The sequence below is a fragment of the Nocardioides sp. Root682 genome (genome assembly GCF_001427795.1).
Lineage (GTDB): Bacteria > Actinomycetota > Actinomycetes > Propionibacteriales > Nocardioidaceae > Nocardioides.
This window is the reverse complement of sequence record NZ_LMHJ01000001.1, coordinates 1,308,853-1,332,342: the sequence shown is the minus strand read 5'-3', so window position 1 is coordinate 1,332,342 and position 23,490 is coordinate 1,308,853. Positions and strand designations below refer to the sequence as shown.

Here is a 23,490-nt window from a genome sequence, read left to right as displayed (position 1 = left end):
GAGTGGGGACTTCCATGCGTGAGCGCTGGCGATCAGGCCTGGTGCTGCTGATCAGCGCGGTGCTGTTCGTCGGCATCGTCCTGTTCGCTCCCGGCAGCGAGAACAGTGCCTTCCGTCGTCTGATCGGCCTGGGTGAGGACCCGCTCGGCACTCCGGCCGACGTCCCCGAGGGCGGGGTGTACGCCTTCCTGGACCACCAGCGGGGCGACCCCGACGACCCGGTCGCGTGGGATCCCTGCAAGGAGATCCACTACGAGATCAACACCGACGGGGCTCCGGACGGTGCGGACGAGACAGTGGCCTTCGTTGAGGCCGCGGTCGCCGAGGTCGCCGGGGTCACCGGCCTGCGGTTCGTGTACGACGGCCGCACCGATCGCCGTCCGAAGTGGGAGCGTGAGTTCGTGCCCCTGGGCGGGCGCCGCGAGCAGGTCCTCATCTCGTGGGCCACCGAGTCCGAGGTCGACCAGCTCGACGGCGACGTGGCCGGTCTCGGTGGGGCCGCGGCCCGGGAGGGTGGGGACGGTCGGCTGCGGTTCATCACGGGCGGCGTCACCCTCGACAGCGATTCGTTCGAGGACCTCGAGGAGGAGCGCGACGGTGAGGCCTACCAGCGGGCGATCCTGTTGCACGAGCTCGGGCACCTGGTCGGCCTCGACCACGTCGACTCGCCAGCGGAGCTGATGTTCGAGGACAACATCGGCCAGCGCGAGTTCGGGCGCGGGGACCTGAACGGACTGGTCCGGCTCGGACAGGGGGAGTGCGCCTGACGACGAGTCGGGAGGCACCCTCGTGACGTGGCACATCGGGGGCTCGTGCTTTTGTTCCTGCGAACATTCCGCCGCCCCTGCAACGGCAGTAGATTCAAGGGGTGACCAGCATCGAAACCGCGCCCGCAGAGACCTCGGCGGCAACCTTCACCTCGCACAACCCCGCCACCAACGAGGTCGTGGGCACCCACCCCATCCACGACGCCGCCCACGTGCAGGCGGTGGTGGCGAGTGTGCGCAAGGAAGCGGAGCACTGGCGTGCGCTCGGGTTCGACGGTCGCAAGAAGGCACTCGTCGCCTGGCGCAAGCTGATCGCCCGCCGCCTCGACGAGCTCGCCTCCCTGATGTCCCTCGAGAACGGCAAGCCGCACGGCGACGCCCTGCTCGAGGCCTCGCTCGCGATCGACCACCTCGCCTGGGCAGGCAGCCACGCCGAGAAGGTGCTCAAGCGACGGATGGTCGCGCCCGGCCTGCTCATGGTCAACCAGGCGGCGACGATCGAGTACCGCCCACTCGGCGTCATCGGCGTCATCGGGCCGTGGAACTACCCCGTCTTCACGCCGATGGGTTCCATCGCCTACGCGCTGGCCGCCGGCAACGGTGTCGTCTTCAAGCCTTCGGAGTACACCCCGGCCATCGGTGAATGGCTCGCGAAGACCTTCCTGGAGGCCGTGGGCCGCCCGGTGTTCCAGGTCGTCACCGGGTACGGCGAGACGGGTGCCGCGCTGACGACGTCCGGCGTCGACAAGGTGGCCTTCACCGGTTCCACCGCCACCGGCAAGCGGGTCATGGCTGCCGCGGCGGCGACCCTGACGCCCGTGGTGATCGAGGCCGGTGGCAAGGACGCCATGATCGTCGACGCGGACGCCGACATCGCCGAGGCCGTCGACTCCGCCCTGTGGGGCGCCTGCGGCAACGCCGGGCAGACCTGTGCCGGTGTCGAGCGGGTCTACGTCCACGACCGCGTCTACGACACGTTCGTCGACCAGCTGGTCGTCGCGGCGAAGAACGTCAAGGCGGAGCCCGGCGGGCAGCTCGGTCCGATCACCATGCCCTCACAGGTCGAGGTCATCCGTCGCCACATCGACGACGCCCTGGCACGCGGCGGCCGTGCGCTGGTCGGCGGGCCGGTGCCCGAAGGTGCGCGTTACGTGCAGCCGACGGTGCTCGTCGACGTCCCCGAGGACTCCGCTGCCCAGCAGGAGGAGACCTTCGGACCGACCGTGACCGTCACGCGGGTCAAGGACATGGACGAGGCGATCAGGCTGGCCAACGGCACCCCCTTCGCCCTCGGCTCGACGGTGTTCGCCAAGGACAAGGGCATGGAGATCGCCGAGCAGCTGCGCGCCGGCATGACCGCGGTCAACAGCGTGATCTCGTTCGCCGGCATCCCCACGCTCCCGTTCGGCGGCGTCGGTCAGTCGGGCTTCGGCCGGATCCACGGCGCCGACGGCCTGCGCGAGTTCACCTACCCGCACGCCATCGCCCGGCAGCGGTTCCGCCCCGCGATCGAGCTCACGTCGTTCCGTCGTACGGAGAAGGCGGAGCAGCAGCTGGTCAAGGTCGTGAAGGGGCTCTACGGCCGCGGGAAGAAGTAGCGCCCCGCGCGAACAGGATCACGGCCAGGCCGCCGACGAAGGTGAGCCAGGTGATCTCCTCGGCGAGCAGCAGGCCTGCCCAGGCGATGGTCAGGACCGGCTGGACCAGCTGGACCTGGCTGACCTGTGCCATCGGGCCGATGGCCAGGCCGTGGTACCAGGCGAAGAAGCCGAGATACATGCTGATCGTCGAGACGTAGGCGAAGCACGCCCACACGCCGACCGAACCGCTCGGCGACTGCTGCACGACACTGATCGCGGTCAGCACGGCCATCGCGGGCAGCGCCACGACGAGAGCCCACGAGATGGTCTGCCACGGGCCGAGCTCCTTGGTGAGCAGGGCGCCCTCGGCGTACCCCGCGGCGCACAGGAAGACCGCGATGAACAGCAGCACGTCGGCACGCTGGACGTGACTCACTCCGCCACCCTGTGCGATCGCGAAGGCCACCGCGGCAACGGCGCCGAACGCGGAGAAGATCCAGAACGCCGGCACGGGGCGCTCACCGGTCCGCAACACCGCCAGGACCGCTGTGGCGGCAGGCAGCAGCGCGATCACCACGGCACCGTGCGCAGCCGGCACCTCGGTCAGCGCGTACGACGTCAGCAGGGGGAAGCCTGCGACGACACCGCCCGCGACGACGAGCAGGCGCAGCCACTGGCGGCCGCGGGGGAGCGCCTGTCGGGTCACGGCGAGGGCGGTCGCGGCCAGCAGCGCGGCGATCACGGCGCGACCGGCGCCGATGAACAGCGGGGAGAGGTCCTCGAGGGCGAGCCGCGTGAGCGGGAGCGTGAAGGAGAAGGCGAGGACCCCGAGGAACCCCCAGCCGAGGCCGGCTGGCGATGCGGATAGCACCTTGCGCTGCGGAACGATAGCGCTACTCTGTACTGACATGAATGACGATAGCACCTCCCGGCTGGTCGCCGGCATCCGCGCGTGGGTCCGTGATGCGCCCGCGGGAGCGCAGCTGCCGTCGACCCGCCAGCTCGTTGCCGAGTACGCCGCCAGCCCGGTCACCGTGCAGAAGGCACTGCGCCGGCTGGGGGCCGAGGGGCTGATCGAGACGCGTCCGGGGATCGGCACGTTCGTCCGCACCGTGCGCCCGAGTCGTGGACCGGACTTCGGCTGGCAGACCGCCGCGCTGCGGACGCCGCGTTCGGTGATCCCGCGCCTGGCCGGACCGCTGCAGACCGCTCCGCCCGACGCGCAGGCCCTGCACGCCGGCTATCCCGAGCCGGACCTGCTCCCCGAGAGGTTGGTGCGCGCCGCGCTGGGTCGAGCCGCCCGTGGTGCGGCGGCGACCTCTCGGCCACCTTCCGCCGGTCTGCAGGAGCTGCGCGCATGGTTCGCGGCCGAGCTGGCGGACGCGTCCCGGCAGGACCTCGCCCCCGTGACCGCCAACGACGTCATCATCGCGCCGGGCAGCCAGAGCGCGCTGTCCTCGATCTTCCGTGCCCTGGTCGCCCCGGGGCAGGCGCTGCTCCTCGAGTCACCGACCTACTGGGGTGCCATCCAGGCCGCCCACCAGGCCGGCGTCGAGCCGGTGCCGGTGCCGAGCGACGGCAACGGTCCCGATCCCGACGAGCTCGACCGGACCTTTCGCGAGACCGGCGCACGCGCCTTCTACGCCCAGGCGACCTACGCCAACCCGACCGGCGCCCAGTGGAGCATCAGTCGGGCCGAGGAGATCCTCGACGTGGTCCGGTCGCACGGCGCCTTCCTCGTCGACGACGACTGGGCTCACGACTTCGGCATCGACACCGACCCGCGCCCGGTGGCCGCGCTCGACGGCGCCGGTCACGTCGTCTACCTGCGGTCGTTGACGAAGAGCATGTCGCCGAGCATCCGCGTCGCCGCAGTGATCGCGCGGGGACCGGCGCGCGACCGGATCCTTGCGGACAGGGCAGCGGAGTCGATGTACGTCAGCGGCCTGCTCCAGCAGGCCGCGCTCGACGTCGTCTCGGACCCCGGCTGGGGCACCCACTTGCGGCGACTGCGACAACAGCTGCGTGACCGGCGCGACCTGCTGGTCGACAGCGTGCGCACGCACGCACCCGACCTGCGCCTCGACCTCGTGCCGCCGGGCGGACTGCACCTGTGGTGCCGGCTGCCGGACGGTACCGACGTCGACCGGCTGGTCCGCGACTGCGCCAATGCGGGCGTGTGGATCTCCTCGGGCGACGAGTGGTTCCCGGCGGAGCCGTCCGGCCCGCACCTGCGGCTCACCTTCACCGGACCCGACCCGGCCGGCTACCCGGACGCCGTCAGGACCATCGCGCGGATGCTTGCCACGCAAGGAGTCCGGGGCCAGGTCTAGGCCTGGGCCTACGACGCCGGGTCGTTGTCGCGATCGGCGTTCAGGACGGCGATCTTCTGCCAGATCTTTCGCTCCAGCGAGACCGTGAGCGTCTCGATGGTGCTGACGGTGTCGAGCACGATCGGGTCGCGTGACTCCTCCGCGCACAGCGCGGCGGTCTTGCCGATCAGGCTGAGCAGCTCGGAGCAGTAGTCGAGGTAGTGCTCGAGCTGTTCCTTGGTGGTCAGCTCCATGTCGATGCTGGCCCCGGTGCGGCGGAACGTCTCGCGCAGGCGCTCGGGGTCCTTGGTCAGCTGGTGCATGTCGACGATGTGCGCGAGCGAGCGGAGCCGGTGCAGCAAGGTGAGCAGGCGCTGGCGCTGGAGTCGCTCGGGCACGGAGTAGAGGAACCAGATCGCGATCGCCGCGAAGACCAGGTCGTTGACGCCGCTCTCCAGGACGGGGAGCCACTCGAGGCCGGAGTCGGGCGCGTCGATGGCCGCGGAGCGCACCGCCAGCACCATCACGCTGAAGGCGACGAGGATGACGAGGATGATGCCGAAGCGGGACAGGCTGGCCAGCCAGGCCCGCCGCCCCCGGACCGCCCTGGTCGACTCCTTGACCTCCGCGACCACTCCGGCGAGCTCGCCGACGACCTTGCGCAGCCCGCGCTCCTTGAACCGCGCGTCGATGCGGCGCTCCAGTCGCTGCACGGTGTCCAGCACCGCATCCGGGTTCACCCGGTCGTAGGAGTACTCCACGCGCCGCAGCCTACGATGACGCCATGGGTCTCGCCGTGCTCGACTGTGCACACTTCACGGCGGGGGAGTGCCGGTCGTGCACCTGGCTCGGGCGTCAGTACGACGACCAGCTGGCCACGAAGGACCAGGCGGTCCGGTCGCTGCTGGGCGCGGCACAGGGGGCCGAAGGGCTCGTCTGGGAGCCGCCCGTGGCGAGTCGCCCCGACGGCTTCCGCAACAAGGCGAAGATGGTCGTCGCCGGGACCGCGGAGGCGCCGACGCTCGGCATCCTCGACCCGACCGGGAAGGGCGTCGACCTGCGCGACTGCGCCCTGCACACCCCCGGGATCATCGCTGCGCTGCCGCACCTCGCGGCCTTCGTCACCCGCGCCGGGCTCGCGCCCTACGACGTGAGCTCCGACCTCCCCGTCACGCAGCGCGGCGAGCTCAAGCACCTGCTGGTCACCGAGTCGCCGGACGGCGAGCTGATGGTGCGGTTCGTCGTCCGCTCCACCAGCACCGAGGCGCGGATCCGCAAGCACCTGCCGTGGCTGCAGGAGCAGCTGCCCGGTTTGCGGGTGGCCACCCTCAACGTCCAGCCCGACCACCGGGCCGTCCTCGAGGGCGAGCGCGAGATCGTGCTGACCGACGCCGACACGCTGCCGATGCGCCTGAACGACGTGACCCTGCACCTGCGCCCGCGCAGCTTCTTCCAGACCAACACCGACGTCGCTGCAGCGCTCTATCGCGAAGCGCAGGACTGGGTCGCCGCCCTCGCGCCGGCCCGCGTCGTGGACCTCTACTGCGGCGTCGGCGGCTTCGCCCTCCACCTCGCGGCTGTTGGGCGGGACGTGACCGGGATCGAGATCAGCGCCGACGCGATTGCCAGCGCGGAGCGGTCACGCGACGAGGCCGGCCTGCCCGGCGACCTGCGGTTCGAGGTGGGCGACGCGACCGCTCCGGACCACTCCGCGCTCCTGGCGAAGGCCGACCTGGTCGTCGTGAACCCGCCGCGTCGCGGCCTGGGCAGCGACCTGGCGCGCCGGCTCGAGGAGTCCGGCGCGCGGCACGTCCTCTACTCCAGTTGCAACCCGGAGACCCTGGCGCGCGACCTGGCCGACCTGGCGTTGTACACGGTGGTGAAGGGGCGGCTGCTCGACATGTTCCCGCAGACCCCGCACGCGGAGGTGCTGGTGCTGTTGATGCGTCGCTGACTGGGTTTCGACGCGCTGTCGTGCCTTCGTGCCTCAGACACGACGCTTGCTCTACCTGCCCTCGCCCACGCGCCGCGCTCGTTCCTCGCGCGCCGCTGCTCGGTCAGCGCAGGGCGTACGTCGCCATCGAGACGCCGACGTAGTGGGTCACGAACGCCACGATCGTGAAGCCGTGGAACACCTCGTGGAAGCCGAACACCCGAGGGGAGGGATTCGGCCACTGGAAGCCGTAGACCAGGCCGCCGAGCGTGTAGAGAGCGCCGCCCGTGGCGATCAGCACGAAGATCGCGATGCCGACTCCCAGGCCGAGCGCGGTCGCGCCGTCGTAGAAGGCCGGGAGGAAGAAGAGCGCGGCCCAGCCCATCGCGATGTAGATCGGTGCCGACATCCAGCGCGGTGCGGACGGCCAGAAGACCTTGAATGCGATGCCGAGCAGGGCACTGGTCCAGGCGGTCACCAGCATGACGACCTGCGCGGTGCCGTCGAGCAGGATCAGGGCGAACGGCGTGTAGGACCCCGCGATGAACACGAAGATGTTCGAGTGGTCCAGGCGGTTGAGGATCTTCCACACCTTCGGCGACCAGGTGCCGCGGTGGTACAGCGCCGAGCAGCCGAACAGCAGGATCGCCGAGGCGACGAAGAAGATCGATCCGACCCGGGTCGTCGCCGTGGGCGAGAGACAGATCAGCACGATGCCGGCAGCGATCACCAGCGGAGTCGACGCGAGGTGGATCCATCCGCGTAGCTTCGGCTTGACGTCCGCAAGGGTCTCGCTGATCGACTCAGTGATCGCGTCCAGTCGTGCCAGGGCCTTCTCGCTCGATTCATGGAAGGCCTGGCTCATGGGGTCGAGCCTACTGGCCCGTGGTGAAACCAGCGGCGGCCGGATGGACGTGACTTCACGCTCATCCGGCCGCCGCGAATCCTCCGATCGGAGGATGTTGCTCAGTGCGTGTGCGGTGGTACGACGCCGCCCTCCGACGGCTGCACGATGACGAAGCCCTGACCGCTGAACGCGACCTGGAAGGCCTCGCCCGAACCGCGACCGATCAGCGCGCCGGCGGTGAACGAGGACTTGATCGACGTCTGCAGGTGCACCGACCAGGCGACGAGTGCCTGGGCGTCCGCGAACGTCGGCGCCTCCGCGGCGTTCAGCACGACCGGCTGGCCGTCGGTCGTGATGGCGACCCAGCCGGTGCCGCGGAGCGTGGTGTTGAACAGCCCGCCCGCGGCGATGCTGCCGCCCTTGACCCGCTCGACGTTCCAGTCGAGGGACGAGGAGAACGCGAGCACGTTGGAGCCGTTGACGGACAGGCCGCTGTTGTTGAGGTGCAGGATGTGCACCTCGTGGCCGCCGTCGGCGAGGAAGACGTCGCCCTGGCCCTCGACGCGCATGAGGGACAGGCCCTCACCGGTGAAGGCCTTCTTCAGGAACTTGGCCGCGCCGCCGCCCTGGAAGTTGAAGGCGACATTGCCCTGGTAGGCGACCATCGCGCCCTGCTTGGCCATGAACGGCTCGACCACCCGCACGCGCAGCATCTTTTTGTTCTGCAGGCTGGCGCCCACGGCGTCCTTCTCGCTGAACCGGCCGTCGATCAGCTCACCGGTGATGCCGGCGAAGGCGTCGCCGTACGGCTGGCCGCCGGGCTGGCCGCCGGGCTGGCCGACCGGCTGAGCCTGCTGGTACGCGGGCTGGGCCTGCTGGGCCGCCCACTGCTGCGCGGGGTCCGGCTGCGCGGCCATCTGCTGCGTCGCCATCGGCTGCTGCTCGGCAACGGGCTGGGCGGCCCACTGGTCGGCGGCGGGCTGCTCGGCCACGGGCTCGGCGGACATCGACTCGCCCGAGGACTCGCCCATCGAGTCGCCTGTCGAGTCGCCCATCGACTGCGACGAAGCGGCACCGCTGTCGGAGGAGTCGCTCATGGCGGCGCCGGCTCCGGCGTCGGCGGGGGCGTTGACCGGGGAGGTCGACTGCACCCCCTGGTCGGACACGTGGTCAGTCCACTGGGAGCCGTCCCAGTAGCGGAGCTCGTGGCGACCGGTGGGGTCCGGATGCCAGGCAGCTGCGGTCATCGTCGTCGTCCCTCTCTCGAAGTTTCCAGGGCCTGGAGCCGAGTTGCTCCCACCCCGTCGTGCCCATCGTGTCAGCCGGTGGGTTGACCCGAAAGGCCCGGCCACGCGATCTGGTGGTCCCGGGAGCGGGCCGGGGTGGCCTACGATCGGCTTGTGGCGGATTGGAAGCGTGGCGTGCGCAAGGTGCTCTACCCCGCTTACGAGGCGCGCATGCTGCGCCGGATGCCCGGCAACCTCCCCAAGCACGTCGGCGTCATGCTCGACGGCAACCGTCGGTGGGCCAAGGCCGTGGGCCAGGACACCGCGCACGGACACCGGGTCGGGGCGGCCAACATCGAGCCCCTCCTGACGTGGTGCGACGAGGTCGGCATCGAGGTGGTCACCCTGTGGCTGCTCTCCACCGACAACCTCAACCGCCCGGCGCGTGAGCTCGAGCCGCTCCTGGAGATCATCTCCGACGCCGTGGACTCGCTCGCCGACCAGCGCCGCTGGCGCCTGCACCCGGTGGGGGCGCTCGACCTCCTGCCCGCGACCACCGCGGAACGGCTCAAGGCGGCGGCCGCGGCCACGGCAGATGTCGAAGGGATGATCGTCAACGTCGCCGTCGCGTACGGCGGGCGCCGTGAGATCGCCGACGCGGTCCGCTCCCTGTTGACCGAGCACGCCGCGAAGGGCACCCCGCTCGACGAGCTCGCGCAGATGATCGACATCGAGCACATCGAGGAACACCTCTACACCAAGGGCCAGCCCGACCCGGACCTCGTGATCCGCACGTCCGGTGAGCAGCGGCTCGGCGGCTTCCTGCTCTGGCAGAGCGCGAAGTCGGAGTTCTACTTCTGCGAGGCCTACTGGCCCGACTTCCGTCGCGTCGACTTCCTCCGCGCGATCCGGGCGTATGCCCTGCGTGACCGCCGCCACGGCACCTGACGCACTGCCACGCCCTGTCCCGACGCGCGACCAGCGGCTCGTTAGGCTCGCCGACGTGAGCACCACGCCCCCCGCACCACCAGTGAAGCCGGCCAAGGCACCGCAGCCGGTCACGCTGCTGACCGTCGAGGGCAAGGAGCAGCTCAGCCCCGCAATGGTCCGGATCCGGTTCCGCGGCGATCTTGCCGCGTTCGCCGGCAGCGACTGGACCGACCGCTACATGAAGTTCATCTTCGCCCCTCCTGGTCAGGATGGTCCGGCACTGCTCGCGCAGGGGCAGCGACCCACGATGCGGACCTACAGCGTGATTGCGCCCGACGTGGCTGCCGGCACGCTGTCCGTCGACTTCGTGGTGCATGGCGACGAGGGTGTCGCCGGTCCCTGGGCCGCGGCTGCCCAACCGGGCGACACCATCAACGTGCGCGGACCCAACGGCGCGTACAGCCCCGATCCCACCGCCGACTGGCACCTCTTCGCCGGCGACGAGGCGGCGATTCCCGCGATCCGGCAGTCCCTGGCCGCCCTGCCAGCCGACGCGCAGGGGTACGTCGTGCTGCAGGTCGACGGGCCGTCGTACGAGCAGGAGGTGGCGACGCCCGAGGGCATCGAGCTGACCTGGCTGCACCGCACCGACGCCGACCACCCCGGCCTGGCCGACGCCGTCCGCGCGCTGCCGTGGCGCGAGGGCCGGGTGCACGCGTTCGTGCACGGCGAGGCCCAGGCCGTGATGCACGAGATCCGGCCCTACCTGTTCAAGGAGCGCGCCGTACCGCGCGCCGACGTCTCCATCTCCGGCTACTGGCGACAGGGCCGCACCGAGGAGTCCTTCCGTGAGTGGAAGGCCGCGCTCGCGCGCGCTGAAGAGAGTCAGGCATGAGTCCCACCCGCTTGTTCCGCACCGTCGCGATCGCCGAGGCGATCACCTGGACCGGCCTGCTGTTCGGCATGTTCCTCAAGTACGGCCCCGCCGACAACGAGACCGGCGTCCGGATCTTCGGCATGGCCCACGGTGTCGTGTTCATCGCGTACGTCGTCGTGACGCTCGTCGTGTGGGTCGACCGCCGCTGGTCGGCCGGGCGTGGACTGCTGGCCCTGCTGGCTGCCCTTCCGCCGCTGGCGACGCTGCCGCTGGAGTGGTGGGCCATCCGCAAGGGCTGGCTCGGTGACGCGTGGCGGCTGCCTGCCGGTGCCGGCTCCTCGTTGCCCGACCGGCTCGTGGCCTGGCTGCTGCGCAACCCGCTGCGTGGTGCCGCCGTCGGCCTGATCGCGGTCGCCGCACTGACCGGCGTCGCGCTGGTCGTGGGTCCTCCTGGCTCCTGACGGAACCGCACGGGGCGCGCTAGCGTCGTACGACCATGATCCCGTTCAGCCTTGCGCGCCGCGACACCTTCCGCTTCGGCCTGCTCGGACTCGCTGCCCTCAGCGGCGCGGCCGCCCTGACGGCCTGCGCGGCCGATCAGACACCGGGCCAGAAGGCCGGCGGCCCGACGGGGGACCTCGAGCTCCTCTCCTCCGACGTGAAGCGCGCGTCCGGCGACGCCACGGTCCTGCCCGACGTGGTCGCCGGACTCCAGGCCCTCGCCGGTGACCTGTACGGCGGCATCGCCTCTACGCCCGGCAACCTGGTCTTCTCGCCGTACTCCGTCCTGGTCGCCCTCGGCATGACCCTCGTGGGTGCCGCCGGCACGACCGCTGAGGAGATGGGCGACGTCCTCGGCGCCAGCGACCTCGGCGACCGCTGGCACAAGGGCGTCAACGCCCTGACGTCGTACGTCGACGGGCTGGCCGGGAAGCAGAAGCGGCTCGACGGCTCGGCCGCGGAGCTCGCGCTCGCCACGGCCAACCAGCTGTTCGGGCAGCAGGGCGTCGGCTGGGAGGACGAGTTCCTCGACCTCCTCGCGAAGGAGTACGGCGCCGGGATGCGGGCCGTTGACTTCGAGAGCGCCACCGAGGAAGCCCGGGTCCTGATCAACAACTGGGTCGAGGACCAGACCCGCGACCGCATCGTCGACCTGATCCCCGAAGGCGTGCTCGACGACCTGACCCGACTCGTCCTGGTCAACGCGATCTACCTCAAGGCGCCCTGGGAGCAGCCGTTCGAGAAGTCGTTCACCAAGCCGGGGAAGTTCACGAAGGACGACGGCTCCAGCGTCGACGTCGACATGATGAACAAGCCGGACCTGTCCGGCGGACTGGTCTCCGGCACCGGTTGGCGCGGCGCGATCCTGCCGTACGCCGGGTCGCGACTGGCGATGACCGTCGTCCTCCCCGACGCGGGTGAGCTGACCGCGGTCGAGGCGAGCATCGTCAAGGACGGCCTCGGCGTGCTGACGCCGGGCGGGGCTCCGGCCGCGATCAACCTGACCCTTCCGAAGTGGAAGTTCCGCACCAACGCTCCGCTGGGTGACCTGCTCAAGGAGCTCGGGATGCCGACGGCGTTCGTCGATGGCCAGGCCGACTTCACCCCGATGACCGACGAGGACCTGCCGCTGCACATCGCGGCCGTGCTGCACCAGGGCTTCATCGCGGTTGACGAGGAAGGCACCGAAGCGGCGGCTGCCACGGCGGTCGTGGTGAGCACCGAGTCGGCCGTGGTCACCGAGGCCTTCACGGTGGACCGGCCATTCCTCTTCGTCATCCACGACCTCGAGCACAACACGCCGTTGTTCGTGGGCAGGGTCGTCGATCCGTCGGCATAGGACTGTCGGCGGGACGCCGTAGGCTGACACCCTCACCCCCTGTCGATCCTGGCCGGGGGCGCTTGTGTTGCCTTCCATGAAAGCGTGCCCCCATGCGTCTCGCCGGCCTCGCCGACGCCGTCCTTGCCGACCCGCCCCTGGCTCAGGCTCTCTCCGAGGCCGCTGGCGCGAGCCAGCCCACGGGTGAGCTGACCGGGCCGGAGGCCCTGCGTCCGTTCCTGGCCGCCGGGTTGGCCCGCGCGGGTCGCCCGCTCCTCGTGGTCACGGCGACCACCCGTGAGGCCGAGCAGCTGGTCGCCGAGCTGGGCGACCTCGTCGACCCGACCGGCGTGGCCTACTACCCGAGCTGGGAGACGCTCCCGCACGAGCGGCTGAGTCCGCGCAGCGACACCGTCGGTCGCCGCCTCGCCGTCCTGCGACGGCTCTGCCACCCGGTCTCGACAGGCTCGACCAACGGGACGCAGCGCGGTCCGGTCAACGTGATCGTCGCGCCGGTCCGGTCCATGCTCCAACCGCAGGTCAAGGGCCTGGGCGATCTGACGCCGGTCGAGCTCGAGGTCGGTGGCACCGCCGACCTCGACGAGGTCGTCGCCGGCCTGATCGGCGCTGCCTACTCGCGGGTCGACCTGGTCGAGAAGCGTGGCGAGTTCGCGGTGCGCGGCGGCATCGTCGACGTCTTCCCGCCCACCGAGGAGCACCCGCTGCGGGTGGAGTTCTTCGGCGACGAGGTGGAGGAGATCCGTTCCTTCGCCGTCGCTGACCAGCGCACCATCGCCGCGGTCGAGCGACTCTGGGCGCCGCCGTGCCGCGAGCTGCTGCTCACCGACGACGTCCGCGCCCGCGCCGCGGAGCTCGGGCGCAAGCACCCGCAGCTCCTCGAGATCACCGACAAGATCGCGCAGGGCATGGCGGTCGAGGGCATGGAGGCGCTGATCCCGGTGCTCGTCGACGAGCTCGAGCTGCTCGTCGACCTGCTGCCGGCCAACACCCAGGTCCTCGTGCTCGACCCGGAGCGTGCTCGCGCTCGTGCGCACGACCTCGTGGCCACCAGCGAGGAGTTCCTCGCGGCGTCGTGGGCGACCGCCGCGGTCGGCGGTCAGGCACCGATCGACCTCCAGGCGGCGTCGTACCAGTCGCTCGGCGACGTGCGCAGCCACGCCCGCGGACTCGGTCAGAGCTGGTGGACGTTCAGTCCGTTCGGGCTCGACGGCGATGCGGAGGCGGAGCAGGCACCTCTCGGCGCGCAGTCCGCGCCGGCGTACCGCGGCGACGTCGAGAAGGCGTTCGTCGACATCGCCCGCTGGCACGGCGAGGGCCAGGCCGTCGTCGTCGTGCACGCCGGCCACGGCCCCGCGCACCGGATGGTCGAGGCCCTCGGGGAGCGCGACGTCCCGGCCCGTTTCGTCGAGGACATCGGCGCCGGGGACGCGCTCGACAGTGCGGTCGTGACGGTCACGTGTGGCGCGCTGGGCCACGGCCTGGTCGATGACGGTCGTCGTCTGGTCGTGCTGACCGGCGAGGACATCGTCGGCACCAAGGCGTCCATGCGCGACAAGGGCGCGATGCCGGTGCGTCGCAAGAAGCAGATCGACCCGCTGGAGCTCAAGGCCGGCGACTACGTCGTCCACGAGCAGCACGGCGTCGGTCGCTTCGTCGAGATGAAGCAGCGGGAGGTGCACGGCGCGGTCCGGGAGTACCTGCTGCTCGAGTACGGCCCGTCGAAGCGTGGCGGCCCGCCGGACCGGCTCTACGTCCCGGCCGACACCCTCGACCAGATCACCCGCTACGTCGGTGGCGAGCAGCCCAGCCTCGACCGCCTCGGTGGTGGCGACTGGACCAAGCGCAAGAACAAGGCCCGCAAGGCGGTCCGCGAGATCGCCGCGGAGCTGATCAAGCTGTACGCCGCCCGGCAGGCCACCAAGGGCCACGCGTTCGGGCCCGACACCCCGTGGCAGCGCGAGCTCGAGGACGCCTTCCCGTTCCACGAGACGCCGGACCAGCTGACCACCGTCGACGAGGTCAAGGCCGACATGCAGCGCACCGTGCCGATGGACCGGCTGGTCTGTGGTGACGTCGGCTACGGCAAGACCGAGATCGCCGTACGGGCTGCGTTCAAGGCGGTCCAGGACGGCAAGCAGGTCGCCGTCCTGGTGCCGACCACGCTGCTGGTCAGCCAGCACCTCGCGACGTTCAGCGAGCGGATGAGCGGCTTCCCGATCAACCTCAAGCCGCTGAGCCGGTTCCAGACCGACAAGGAAGCGGCCGCGGTCATGGCCGGCCTGACGGACGGCACGGTCGACGTCGTCGTCGGCACGCACCGCCTGTTCAACGCCGACATCCGGTTCAAGGACCTCGGCCTGATCATCGTCGACGAGGAGCAGCGCTTCGGCGTCGAGCACAAGGAGGCGATGAAGCGGCTGCGCACCTCGGTCGACGTGCTGTCGATGAGTGCGACGCCGATCCCGCGCACGCTCGAGATGGCGATCACCGGCATCCGCGAGATGTCCACGATCACCACCCCTCCCGAGGAACGGCACCCCGTGCTGACCTACGTCGGTGGTTACGAGGACCGCCAGGTCGTGGCCGCTGTCCGCCGCGAGCTGCTGCGCGACGGCCAGGTCTTCTACATCCACAACCGGGTGAACTCCATCGAGAAGGCCGCCGCCAAGCTGCGCGAGCTGATCCCCGATGCGCGGGTGGCGACGGCCCACGGGCAGATGGGGGAGCACCAGCTCGAGCAGGTGATGCTCGACTTCTGGGAGAAACGCTTCGACGTCCTGGTCTGTACGACGATCGTCGAGTCGGGTCTCGACGTGTCCAACGCCAACACGATGATCATCGAGCGTGCTGACACCCTCGGCCTCAGCCAGCTCCACCAGCTCCGGGGTCGCGTCGGTCGCTCCCGCGAGCGCGCCTACGCCTACTTCCTCTACCCGACCGAGAAGCCGCTCACCGAGACGGCCCACGAGCGGCTGGCCACCCTGGCGCAGCACTCCGACCTCGGCGGCGGCATGGCGATCGCGATGAAGGACCTCGAGATCCGGGGTGCGGGCAACCTGCTCGGCGGCGAGCAGTCCGGTCACATCGCCGACGTGGGCTTCGACCTCTACGTGCGGCTCGTCGGCGAGGCGGTCCGCGACTTCCGCGACGACGGTGGTGCTCCGGAGGTGCTCGAGGAGGTCCGGATCGAGCTGCCGGTCGAGGCACACCTGCCGCACGACTACATCCCCAGCGAGCGGTTGCGGCTGGAGATGTACAAGCGCTTGGCCGAGGTCCGTACCGACGCCGACGTCGACGAGATCATCGCCGAGCTCGACGACCGCTACGGCGAGCCGCCGGCGCAGGTCACGGCGCTGTTGTTGGTGGCGCGGTTCCGGGCGCGGGTGCGTGCCGCGGGCATCCGCGAGATCTCGACGGTCGGCAAGAACGTGCGGTTCGCGCCCGTCGTACTCCCGGAGTCACGGACCATCCGGCTGAACCGGATGTTCCCGAAGTCGATCGTCAAGAGCCAGCTGGAGACCATCCTCGTGCCGCGGCCCGGCACTCCCGGGCAGACGGGGCGCCCGCTCGAGGGGATCGCCCTGCTTGAATGGGCTCGACTGGTCATCGACTCGGTCATAGATCCAGCCGTTTGAACAAGGAGCAGAGCGTGCGTCGTCCCCGCCGAGTGAACGTCCGGACCGCTGTGGCCCTCGCGGCCGTGGCCCTGGTGGCGGCCGGTTGCGGCCTGACCGACGGCGGCGCTCAGCCGGGCGTGGCTGCCGCGGTCGACGGCGAGACGCTCGAGCTGAGCCAGGTCGACCAGGCCGTCCAGGACTACTGCGACCTGCTCACGGCCAACGAGCAGTTCGCCCCCGTTCCGACGGCGCTGGTGCGCGGACAGTTCGCCCAGGGCTGGACGCGTGCGATCGCGATCGACCACCTTGCCGCTGAGCTGGACGTACCGCTCCCGCCGGAGTCGATCGACCGCGCCACGGTCGAGAACCTGTGGATGGAGCTGGGCGAGGTCGATGACGACAACTACGACTCGTTCGAGTGGCTGACCTGGGTGCAGCTGCGACTGGCGTCGACGGCCGAACAGCTCGGTGCCCGGACGGTGCTGCAGGAGACCGGACAGACCGTTTCCGGCGAGCAGGCGATCAATGTCGGTGTCGGTCTCGCTGACGAGTGGCTGGCGGACCACGAGCCCGAGCTCAACCCGGTGTTCGGTGAGTACAACCCCGAGACCGGCTACTTCGACGGCGACTCGCTGTCGGTGCCCGTGAGCCGCGAGGCAGGCTCGGTGGTCGACACCAGCGCGTTGACGGCCGAGCAGGTCAACGCACTTCCCGAAGACCAGCGCTGCGGACCGGTGCAGGCACCCCAGGCGCCGGGAGCCTGACCATGACGTCCGGCGCGGACGACGACTCGGCAGTCGCCGAGTTCGTGGCCGTGATGCGCCGGCTGCGCGCCGAGTGCCCGTGGAAGCAGGAGCAGACCCACCGCTCGCTCGTGCGCTACCTCCTCGAGGAGACCTACGAGACCGTCGACGCCATCGATGCGGGTGAGGTGTCGGGGGACTGGTCGCACCTGGCCGAGGAGCTCGGCGACGTACTGCTCCAGGTGGTCTTCCACGCCGTGATCGCCGAGGAACGCGGCGACTTCGACCTGGCCGACGTCGCCGAGGGCATCACCGCCAAGATGCGGCGGCGCAATCCGCACGTCTTCGCGGTCTCGACGGGCTCGACCGACGAAGAAGCGGCGCTGGACGCCGACGCGGTCAACGAGATCTGGCAGCAGGTCAAGGCGACGGAGCGTCTCGACAGGCTCGACGGCCCCTCGAGGGTTGACGACGGGCTCCCGTCCGCCCTCCCCGCGTTGCTGTACGCCGACAAGGTTCTCGAGCGGCTGGCCCGCGCCGGTGAGCCGGCCGACGTCGATCCCGCCGCCGAGGACATCGGGGAACGCCTGCTGGCCCTGGTGGCCGAGTCCCGCGCGGCAGGTGTCGATCCCGAGCAGGCACTGCGCGACGTCGTACGCAAGCGGCTGTAGGCGCTCAGCGGAGTCCGGTCGCGGCCCACGCGCTGGCCCGGATGGTGAACGGGCCGTCCCCGAGCTCTGCACGGAGCAGCTCCACCAACAGTGCGCGACCGTCCTCGTCGAGGTTCGCGACGTGCTGGCCCGCCGGTCCGACCCCGAGGGTGAACGGCTCCCACCACTCCTCGAACGTCGCGAACGGGACCTCCACGTCCAGGGACGTCTCGACGACCTCGCGCAGCGACGCTTCCTCGAGCAGCGCGGCGAGCTGCCCGGCGGCGGTGCCGGGGAGGTCGCCCTCGTCGGCCGTCGTCGGGTCCGCGCGTTTCGCGACCTCCCAGAACGAGGCCAGGGGACCGGTGCCCCCGGCGTGGTCCCAGACGCACGCGCTGACCCGCCCGCCGGGGCGGGTGACCCGTGCCATCTCCGTGATGCCGGCGGCAGGATCGCGCATGAAGTGGACGACCAGCTGGGCGAGCGCGGCGTCGAAGCTGGCGTCGGCGAAGGGCAGCTCCTCTGCCTGCGCGATCCGCACGTCGGCGCCGGGGACGGCCTGGGCTGTCGCCCGGACGAACGTCGCGACCGGATCGACGGCTGCGACCCTGGTCGCTCCCTGCCGGTCCGCCAGCACCGTGGTCAGCATCCCGGGACCGGAGCCCACGTCGAGCACCGTTCCCGTCGGCGCGATGCCGGGCAGCGCGAAGTCCGCGAACGTCGGCGCCAGGGGGCTGGAGAACCGGCCCATGAAGCGGGCGTAGGCGGTGGCCGAGACCTCGAAGAGGGCCATGTCGGGATCATGGCGCCGATCCACTCGCGATGTCCACCGTTTGCCACGGGCACCTGACGCTCACTCGGGCAGTTCGTCGCGGAGCAGGGTGACCCGCTCCATCTCCTCGCCGCCGTCGCAGGTGAACAGCCCGACGGTGAGCCGCTCGCCATGCTCCGAGAGCACCGCCCAGTGACCCCCGGACGCGATCCAGCGGTCGAGCACGGCGCGCTCCTCGCTCATGCACCCGACGGTACCCACGGTCGTTTCGCACCCGGGATGTGACGCGCGCTACACTCCCGGCGGGGATTGTTGGAGGGCCTGGGGGGGTCAGCGATGGGGTATTCAGCGGTCTTTTCGACCGATGATGTCGGGGAGCAGGATCGTCACGCCTACTGGCGCGCCTTGGCGCGCGACAAGTTCGGGACCTCGTTCGAGAGCGCGCGCGTCGACCGACCGTTCCGGGCGATGATGTGGCTGCACGCGTTCGAGGGCTTCGCGATGGCGCGAGTGCGTGCCGACGGGCACCTCTGTCGACGCAGCGCGAGCAACATCGCGGACGGCGGACGCGGGTACTTCCTCGTCGCCATCGTGATCGGAGGTCATGGGCGGCTCGAGCAGTCGGGGCGCGTTGCCGCGCTCCAGCCAGGGACCGTGACCTACTGGGACACCAGTCGGCCGATGGCGTGGCACTTCGACGGCGACCAGGACGTGCTGCTGCTGCGGATCTCCCACGAGCGGGCGGCCCTCTTCAGTGCGACGGCGCCGTTGCACCGGCACACGGCCCGGGCCGGATCTCGAGGCGGCGCCCTCGCGCTGTTCACCGACTTCTTCCTGCGGCTTTCCGATGGTTCTCTCGTCGACCCGGAGGGCACCCGACTGCTCGCGAACCAGGGTGCCGGACTCCTCACCTCGGCGATGGCGATCCTTGCTGCCGGTGCCGGCGACGCACCGCTCGGCGATGACCTGCTGCGCGAGCAGGTGCTGTCCTACCTGCGGCGCAACCTCGAGGACCCGACCCTGTCACCCGACGTCGTCGCGCGTGCAGTCAACGTCTCGCGTCGTAGCCTTTACCGGCTGTTCGGCGGCACCGACAGCGTGATGTGCGTGCTGCGGCGGCTGCGCATCGAGCGAGCCAAGCAGTTGCTGATCTCGCACCCGGGCCGGTCGGTGGTCGACGTGGGTGCGCAGTGCGGGTTGGCGGAGGGCCAATTCCACCGGGCCTTCCGGGACCTCGTGTCGATGAGTCCCGCCGAGTACCGCGCCACGCTGGCCGTCGCTGTCTGAACGATCGCACTCGATCTGGCACGCGTTGCGTGCCTTCTGGCACCCAACGCCGTGACCTCGAGCCGCCCGCCCACGCCAAGATCGGACCGATCCTCGCGGCGGCGGTCCTCAGGGCCGGGTCAGCCACGGGGACGCCATTGGGGAGTGGCCTTCGGGTCAGGGGAATGGGAGGAACCATCATGTTCGAACCGACGAGCAAGGCTGGAAGGGTCTGGGTCGCTGGTGTCACGCTGGCGGTCTCAGCGACCGCCTGGTCGATGATGCCGGCTGGGGGCGCGACGGCCGCAGCGACGGCTGCCAGTGACGGGTGCGCGAGCGACCTGCTCGCTGCGCCGCAGCGGGCCGGGAAGGTCGCCAAGGCGAAGCCTGCAGCCTTCAAGAAGGCGGCGCAGCGCAATGGCCAGTCCGTGCGCAGCCTCACCGAGGCGGCAGAGGACGCGACGTTGTGGCTGGACGAGTGCGGCAAGCAGTTCTTCGTCGAGCCGCGAGCCGCCGCACCCGTGGCGGCCAGTCGCGCCGAAGCACAGCCCAACACGGGTGTGCCGCTGGCCGACACCTTCACGTTGCAGTCGAAGCCCGGCTCGAACCGCACCATCTACCTCGACTTCAACGGTGGCACCGTCAGCGACACGGGGTGGAATGACGGCGACACCGACATCGTCGTGACGCCGTACTCCATGGACTCCACCGTCTCCACGAACTTCTCCGACGCCGAGCTGACGCAGATCCAGGCGGCCTGGCAGGTCGTCGCCGAGGACTACGCGCCGTTCGACGTCAACGTCACGACCCGGGACCTGGGACAGGCGGCGATCGACCGTACCGACGCGGCTGACCAGACCTTCGGGTCGCACGTCTACCTGACCAACGGGGGCTCGATCTACGACGGCTGCGGGTGCGGCGGGGTCGCCTACGTGGGCGTCTTCAGCGCAACGGGTGCCGACCACGCCTACTACCAGCCGGCCTGGGTCTTCGCGAACGGCACCGGCACCAGCGGCAAGAGCATGGCCGAGGCCGCCTCGCACGAGGTCGGCCACAACTTCGGCCTCGACCACGACGGGACCTCGACCCGGGGCTACTACAGCGGAGCCGACCCGTGGGCCCCGATCATGGGTGTGGGCTACAGCCAGCCTGTCGTGCAGTGGTCGGTGGGCGAGTACCCCGACGCCAACAACAAGCAGGATGACCTGTCGATCATCGCGCAGGGCGCTCCGTTCCGGGCCGACGACCACGGCAACAATGCCGCAGGCGCGACCACGCTGCCGGCGGGTGGCAGCGTCAACGGGATCATCGGCAACCGTGCCGACGTCGACGCCTTCAAGATCACCGGTTCCGGGCCGACCACGGTGACGCTGAAGGGTGCCGCGGGCGTTCCCAACCTGGACGCGAAGCTGACCATCCTGAACGCCTCGGGCGCCACGGTGGCCACCGTCGACCCGGCATCCGCCAGGGTCTCCTCGGGTGTTGCCAGCGGGCTGGACGCCAGCTGGACCGGCGACCTGCCGGCCGGTGGTGCGACGTACACCGTCCTGGTCGACGGCGTCGGCACCGGCAACCCGCTCACCGCTGGCAAGTACAGCGACTACGGCTCGCTCGGCAACTTCCAGCTCGCCCTGACCACTGGCACGGTGGCCACCAACACGGTGACCGTCACCAACCCGGGCGCACAGACCGGCAAGGTGGGCACCGCGAAGTCGCTGCAGATCCAGGCGAGTGACTCGGCTGCCGGCCAGACCCTGACCTACAGCGCGACGGGCCTTCCCGCGGGCATGTCGATCAACAGCAGCACCGGCCTGATCTCCGGTACGCCGACCGCTGCAGCGACCTCCTCCACCACCGTGACGGTGAAGGACTCGACCAACGCGACCGGCACCACGACGTTCAGCTGGACCATCAGCCCGGCCACGTCGTCCTGCTCCGGCCAGAAGCTCGGCAACCCCGGCTTCGAGACCGGAACGGCTGCGCCGTGGTCCGCGACCTCGGGAGTGATCAACAAGACCACCTTCGCGCCGCGTACGGGCTCGTGGATGGCCTGGCTCGGCGGCTACGGGAGCACCCACACGGACACGCTCGACCAGAGCGTGACGATCCCGGCCGGGTGCAAGGCGACGCTGTCCTTCTACCTCCACATCAAGACCAGTGAGGCCGCAGGCCCCGCCGCCTACGACAAGCTGGTGGTGAAGGCCGGCTCGAAGGTGCTGGCGTCGTACTCGAACGTCAACGCTGCGGCTGGTTACCAGCTGAGGACCTTCGACCTGTCGTCGCTGGCCGGTCAGACGGTGACCATCTGCTTCTCGGCCACCGAGGACTATTCGCTGCAGACGTCCTTCGTCATCGATGACACGGCACTGAACCTTTCCTGACACCGTTGATGGCTCCGCACCGGTACCCCACACCGGCGCGGAGCCATCACGGCATTTTTGGGGGCGTAACAAAACAGTGCAGTGCACGTTATTTGGCTGACAGCGCCATCCGGACGTGCGCGAGCTTGGAGACCCAGCCAGTGAAGAAGATCTGCATGTTCGTCGTTGCCTTCGCGGTGGCTGCGTCCCTGGTGAGCTTGACGACGACAGGAACGGGCGGTTCGGCGTCGGCAGATTCCGGGGCGACGTCATCGTCTTGCACGATGAAGGCAGGCCCTGCGTTGCTCGGCAAACCGGGTGCACCGGTGGGGAGGGTGCGGGGGACCGGCGAGGGTCCTGCGGTGGCCAAGGCTGTTCGCAGCAACGGCCGTTGGCTGCTCGACGGGCAGGGGCGGGTCGTGATCATGCACGGCACCAACCAGATCCGGAAGCTCGCTCCGTACACGCCGAGCAGCATCGGTTTCGGGGCAGACGACGCCGACGCCATGGCGGCCGCGGGCTTCAACACCGTCCGACTCGGTCTGATCTGGAAAGGGCTCGAGCCGACCCCGGGTCACTACGACCGTGCCTACCTGGCCGACCTGGCTGGCACGGTCAAGCTCTTCACCGACCGACGGATCAACGTCGTCTTCGACTTCCATCAGGACATGTACAACGAGGCCTTCAACGGCGAGGGTCTACCGGACTGGGCAGTGCGCTCGGACGGCTTGCCCACGGTGCCGAACTGCGGATTCCCGGGCAACTACTTCGTGATGCCTGCCCTGTGGAGAGCCTGGGACCACTTCTGGGCCAATGACTTCAAGGACACCACCGGGCGCAGTGTGCAGACCGCCTTCGTCGACATGTGGAAGCTGGTTGCTAGGCAGTTCCGCGACGATCCGTACGTCGTGGGCTACGACATCTTCAACGAGCCGTTCCCGGGATCGCTCTACGCGCTGTGCCTGTCCCCGCTCGGATGTCCCCAGGACCGGGTGCTGGAGACCTTCGAGCGGAAGGTGATGACCGGGATCCGTTCGGTTGATCCGAACACGACGCTGTACTACGAGCCGTGGGTGACCTTCGGTTCCGGCGGCGGCACGTCGATGGGGGACCCCGGGATCGGCAACTCGGGCTTCTCGTTCCACAACTACTGCGTCACCGGCATCACCGGGCTCGGTCCGAACACCCCGGTCCTGGCGCCGTTGTGCGACCAGGTCTTCGAGCCGATCCCGTTGGCCAGTGCCGCCCAACGAGCCAGAAAGGGATTGGGTGCGCCCTTGATGAGCGAGTACGGGGCGGTGCAGGACGCTCCGGTCATTGACCGGATCGCGAATGCTGCCGACCGGTACATGACGAGCTGGCAGAGCTGGGCCTGGTTCAACGAGGACCCCTCAGGCCCGCGTCCCAACGAGGGCGTCGTCAAGGATCCGGCGCGGCCGCCGACTGGCGCCAATCTCAATGCACCACTGCTGGCGTCCCTGATCCGGCCCTATCCCCGTGCGGTGGCCGGCACTCCGACCGCGTTCGGGTTCGACCCCGCGACCGGTGTCTTCACGCTGAGCTGGACCACCGCGCGCGCAGGTGGCGGAACGTTCCCGGCCGGTTCGCGGACCGTGATCTTCGTGCCGACCCAGGACTACCCGAAGGGTGCCCGGATCAGCGTGACCGGCGGCCGCGTGGAACGCCGCACGGGGCAGGTGCTGGTGATCGCCTCCGCCAAGGGAGCGACGAAGGTGAGTGTGACGATCCGGCGGCGGTAACGTCGGACCT

21 protein-coding genes are annotated in these 23,490 nt (G+C 70.1%); 14 read left to right on the top strand and 7 right to left on the bottom strand.

Annotation, left to right across the window (positions count from 1 at the left end; all coding sequences use genetic code 11):
- The first annotated feature begins 14 nt into the window (after nucleotides 1-14).
- The gene (locus tag ASD84_RS06255) at nucleotides 15-767 is read left to right on the top strand and encodes a matrixin family metalloprotease (RefSeq protein WP_056707877.1); all 753 of its coding nucleotides are present in this window, start codon (nucleotides 15-17) and stop codon (nucleotides 765-767) included.
- A gap of 101 nt (nucleotides 768-868) precedes the next feature.
- Complete coding sequence (locus tag ASD84_RS06250) at nucleotides 869-2,365, top strand: aldehyde dehydrogenase family protein (RefSeq protein ID WP_056707875.1); 1,497 nt, start codon at nucleotides 869-871, stop codon at nucleotides 2,363-2,365.
- Here the strand turns inward: ASD84_RS06250 and ASD84_RS06245 are convergent.
- Nucleotides 2,325-3,218, bottom strand: coding sequence for a DMT family transporter (locus tag ASD84_RS06245; protein WP_235531000.1), 894 nt, complete (start codon nucleotides 3,216-3,218; stop codon nucleotides 2,325-2,327). The two genes, ASD84_RS06250 and ASD84_RS06245, sit on opposite strands and share 41 nt — an antisense overlap.
- A 37-nt stretch (nucleotides 3,219-3,255) precedes the next feature.
- Here ASD84_RS06245 and ASD84_RS06240 point away from each other — a divergent pair, with 37 nt between their 5' ends.
- On the top strand, nucleotides 3,256-4,680 hold the full coding sequence (locus ASD84_RS06240) for a PLP-dependent aminotransferase family protein (RefSeq protein WP_056707868.1): 1,425 nt from the start codon (nucleotides 3,256-3,258) through the stop codon (nucleotides 4,678-4,680).
- A gap of 8 nt (nucleotides 4,681-4,688) precedes the next feature.
- On the opposite strand, the gene ASD84_RS06235 is transcribed toward ASD84_RS06240, so the two are convergent.
- Entirely contained in the window at nucleotides 4,689-5,420 is a 732-nt protein-coding gene (locus ASD84_RS06235; RefSeq protein ID WP_056707866.1) for a hypothetical protein, read from the bottom strand.
- Nucleotides 5,421-5,443: 23 nt separating this feature from the next.
- Here ASD84_RS06235 and rlmC point away from each other — a divergent pair, with 23 nt between their 5' ends.
- On the top strand, nucleotides 5,444-6,613 hold the full coding sequence (rlmC, locus tag ASD84_RS06230; RefSeq protein ID WP_056707863.1) for a 23S rRNA (uracil(747)-C(5))-methyltransferase RlmC: 1,170 nt from the start codon (nucleotides 5,444-5,446) through the stop codon (nucleotides 6,611-6,613).
- Between the two features lie 103 nt (nucleotides 6,614-6,716).
- On the opposite strand, the gene trhA is transcribed toward rlmC, so the two are convergent.
- Complete coding sequence (gene trhA / locus ASD84_RS06225) at nucleotides 6,717-7,457, bottom strand: PAQR family membrane homeostasis protein TrhA (RefSeq protein ID WP_056707859.1); 741 nt, start codon at nucleotides 7,455-7,457, stop codon at nucleotides 6,717-6,719.
- A gap of 101 nt (nucleotides 7,458-7,558) precedes the next feature.
- Nucleotides 7,559-8,686: an AIM24 family protein gene (locus tag ASD84_RS06220; protein ID WP_056707855.1), complete on the bottom strand. Its 1,128-nt coding sequence runs from the start codon at nucleotides 8,684-8,686 to the stop codon at nucleotides 7,559-7,561.
- Between the two features lie 153 nt (nucleotides 8,687-8,839).
- Here ASD84_RS06220 and ASD84_RS06215 point away from each other — a divergent pair, with 153 nt between their 5' ends.
- The 7 genes from ASD84_RS06215 to ASD84_RS06185 all read left to right on the top strand — a co-directional run bounded on the left by ASD84_RS06215 (nucleotide 8,840) and on the right by ASD84_RS06185 (nucleotide 17,343).
- A complete protein-coding gene (locus tag ASD84_RS06215; protein ID WP_082573187.1) occupies nucleotides 8,840-9,613 on the top strand; it encodes an isoprenyl transferase in 774 nt (257 codons plus the stop codon).
- Nucleotides 9,614-9,668: 55 nt separating this feature from the next.
- Entirely contained in the window at nucleotides 9,669-10,490 is an 822-nt protein-coding gene (locus ASD84_RS06210; protein ID WP_235530999.1) for a siderophore-interacting protein, read from the top strand.
- Nucleotides 10,487-10,933, top strand: a complete 447-nt coding sequence (locus tag ASD84_RS06205; RefSeq protein WP_056707853.1) for a DUF3817 domain-containing protein — start codon at nucleotides 10,487-10,489, stop codon at nucleotides 10,931-10,933. The genes ASD84_RS06210 and ASD84_RS06205 overlap by 4 nt, the downstream gene beginning before the upstream one ends.
- 35 nt (nucleotides 10,934-10,968) lie before the next feature.
- Nucleotides 10,969-12,312: a serpin family protein gene (locus ASD84_RS06200; protein ID WP_056707851.1), complete on the top strand. Its 1,344-nt coding sequence runs from the start codon at nucleotides 10,969-10,971 to the stop codon at nucleotides 12,310-12,312.
- A gap of 92 nt (nucleotides 12,313-12,404) precedes the next feature.
- Nucleotides 12,405-15,947: a transcription-repair coupling factor gene (mfd, locus tag ASD84_RS06195; protein WP_056707847.1), complete on the top strand. Its 3,543-nt coding sequence runs from the start codon at nucleotides 12,405-12,407 to the stop codon at nucleotides 15,945-15,947.
- A 14-nt stretch (nucleotides 15,948-15,961) separates the two neighbouring features.
- Nucleotides 15,962-16,693: a hypothetical protein gene (locus ASD84_RS06190; RefSeq protein WP_156391615.1), complete on the top strand. Its 732-nt coding sequence runs from the start codon at nucleotides 15,962-15,964 to the stop codon at nucleotides 16,691-16,693.
- 2 nt (nucleotides 16,694-16,695) lie between these two features.
- Complete coding sequence (locus ASD84_RS06185; protein WP_056707842.1) at nucleotides 16,696-17,343, top strand: MazG nucleotide pyrophosphohydrolase domain-containing protein; 648 nt, start codon at nucleotides 16,696-16,698, stop codon at nucleotides 17,341-17,343.
- Between the two features lie 4 nt (nucleotides 17,344-17,347).
- Here the strand turns inward: ASD84_RS06185 and ASD84_RS06180 are convergent, their stop codons facing one another.
- Both ASD84_RS06180 and ASD84_RS25445 read right to left on the bottom strand, forming a co-directional pair.
- The gene (locus ASD84_RS06180) at nucleotides 17,348-18,115 is read right to left on the bottom strand and encodes a class I SAM-dependent methyltransferase (RefSeq protein ID WP_056707839.1); all 768 of its coding nucleotides are present in this window, start codon (nucleotides 18,113-18,115) and stop codon (nucleotides 17,348-17,350) included.
- 60 nt (nucleotides 18,116-18,175) lie between these two features.
- Nucleotides 18,176-18,337 carry a hypothetical protein gene (locus ASD84_RS25445; protein WP_200954444.1) on the bottom strand — a complete coding sequence of 54 codons (162 nt, stop codon included), beginning with the start codon at nucleotides 18,335-18,337 and terminating at the stop codon, nucleotides 18,176-18,178.
- A gap of 162 nt (nucleotides 18,338-18,499) precedes the next feature.
- Here ASD84_RS25445 and ASD84_RS06175 point away from each other — a divergent pair, with 162 nt between their 5' ends.
- Both ASD84_RS06175 and ASD84_RS25710 read left to right on the top strand, forming a co-directional pair.
- On the top strand, nucleotides 18,500-19,381 hold the full coding sequence (locus tag ASD84_RS06175) for a helix-turn-helix domain-containing protein (RefSeq protein WP_056707836.1): 882 nt from the start codon (nucleotides 18,500-18,502) through the stop codon (nucleotides 19,379-19,381).
- A gap of 179 nt (nucleotides 19,382-19,560) precedes the next feature.
- Nucleotides 19,561-21,741, top strand: coding sequence for a putative Ig domain-containing protein (locus ASD84_RS25710; protein WP_056707832.1), 2,181 nt, complete (start codon nucleotides 19,561-19,563; stop codon nucleotides 21,739-21,741).
- Nucleotides 21,742-21,829: 88 nt separating this feature from the next.
- On the opposite strand, the gene ASD84_RS25295 is transcribed toward ASD84_RS25710, so the two are convergent.
- On the bottom strand, nucleotides 21,830-22,003 hold the full coding sequence (locus ASD84_RS25295; protein WP_162251497.1) for a hypothetical protein: 174 nt from the start codon (nucleotides 22,001-22,003) through the stop codon (nucleotides 21,830-21,832).
- A 79-nt stretch (nucleotides 22,004-22,082) separates the two neighbouring features.
- On the opposite strand from ASD84_RS25295, the gene ASD84_RS06165 reads away from it, so the two are divergent.
- Nucleotides 22,083-23,480: a cellulase family glycosylhydrolase gene (locus ASD84_RS06165; RefSeq protein ID WP_056914031.1), complete on the top strand. Its 1,398-nt coding sequence runs from the start codon at nucleotides 22,083-22,085 to the stop codon at nucleotides 23,478-23,480.
- The last annotated feature ends 10 nt before the right edge of the window (nucleotides 23,481-23,490 follow it).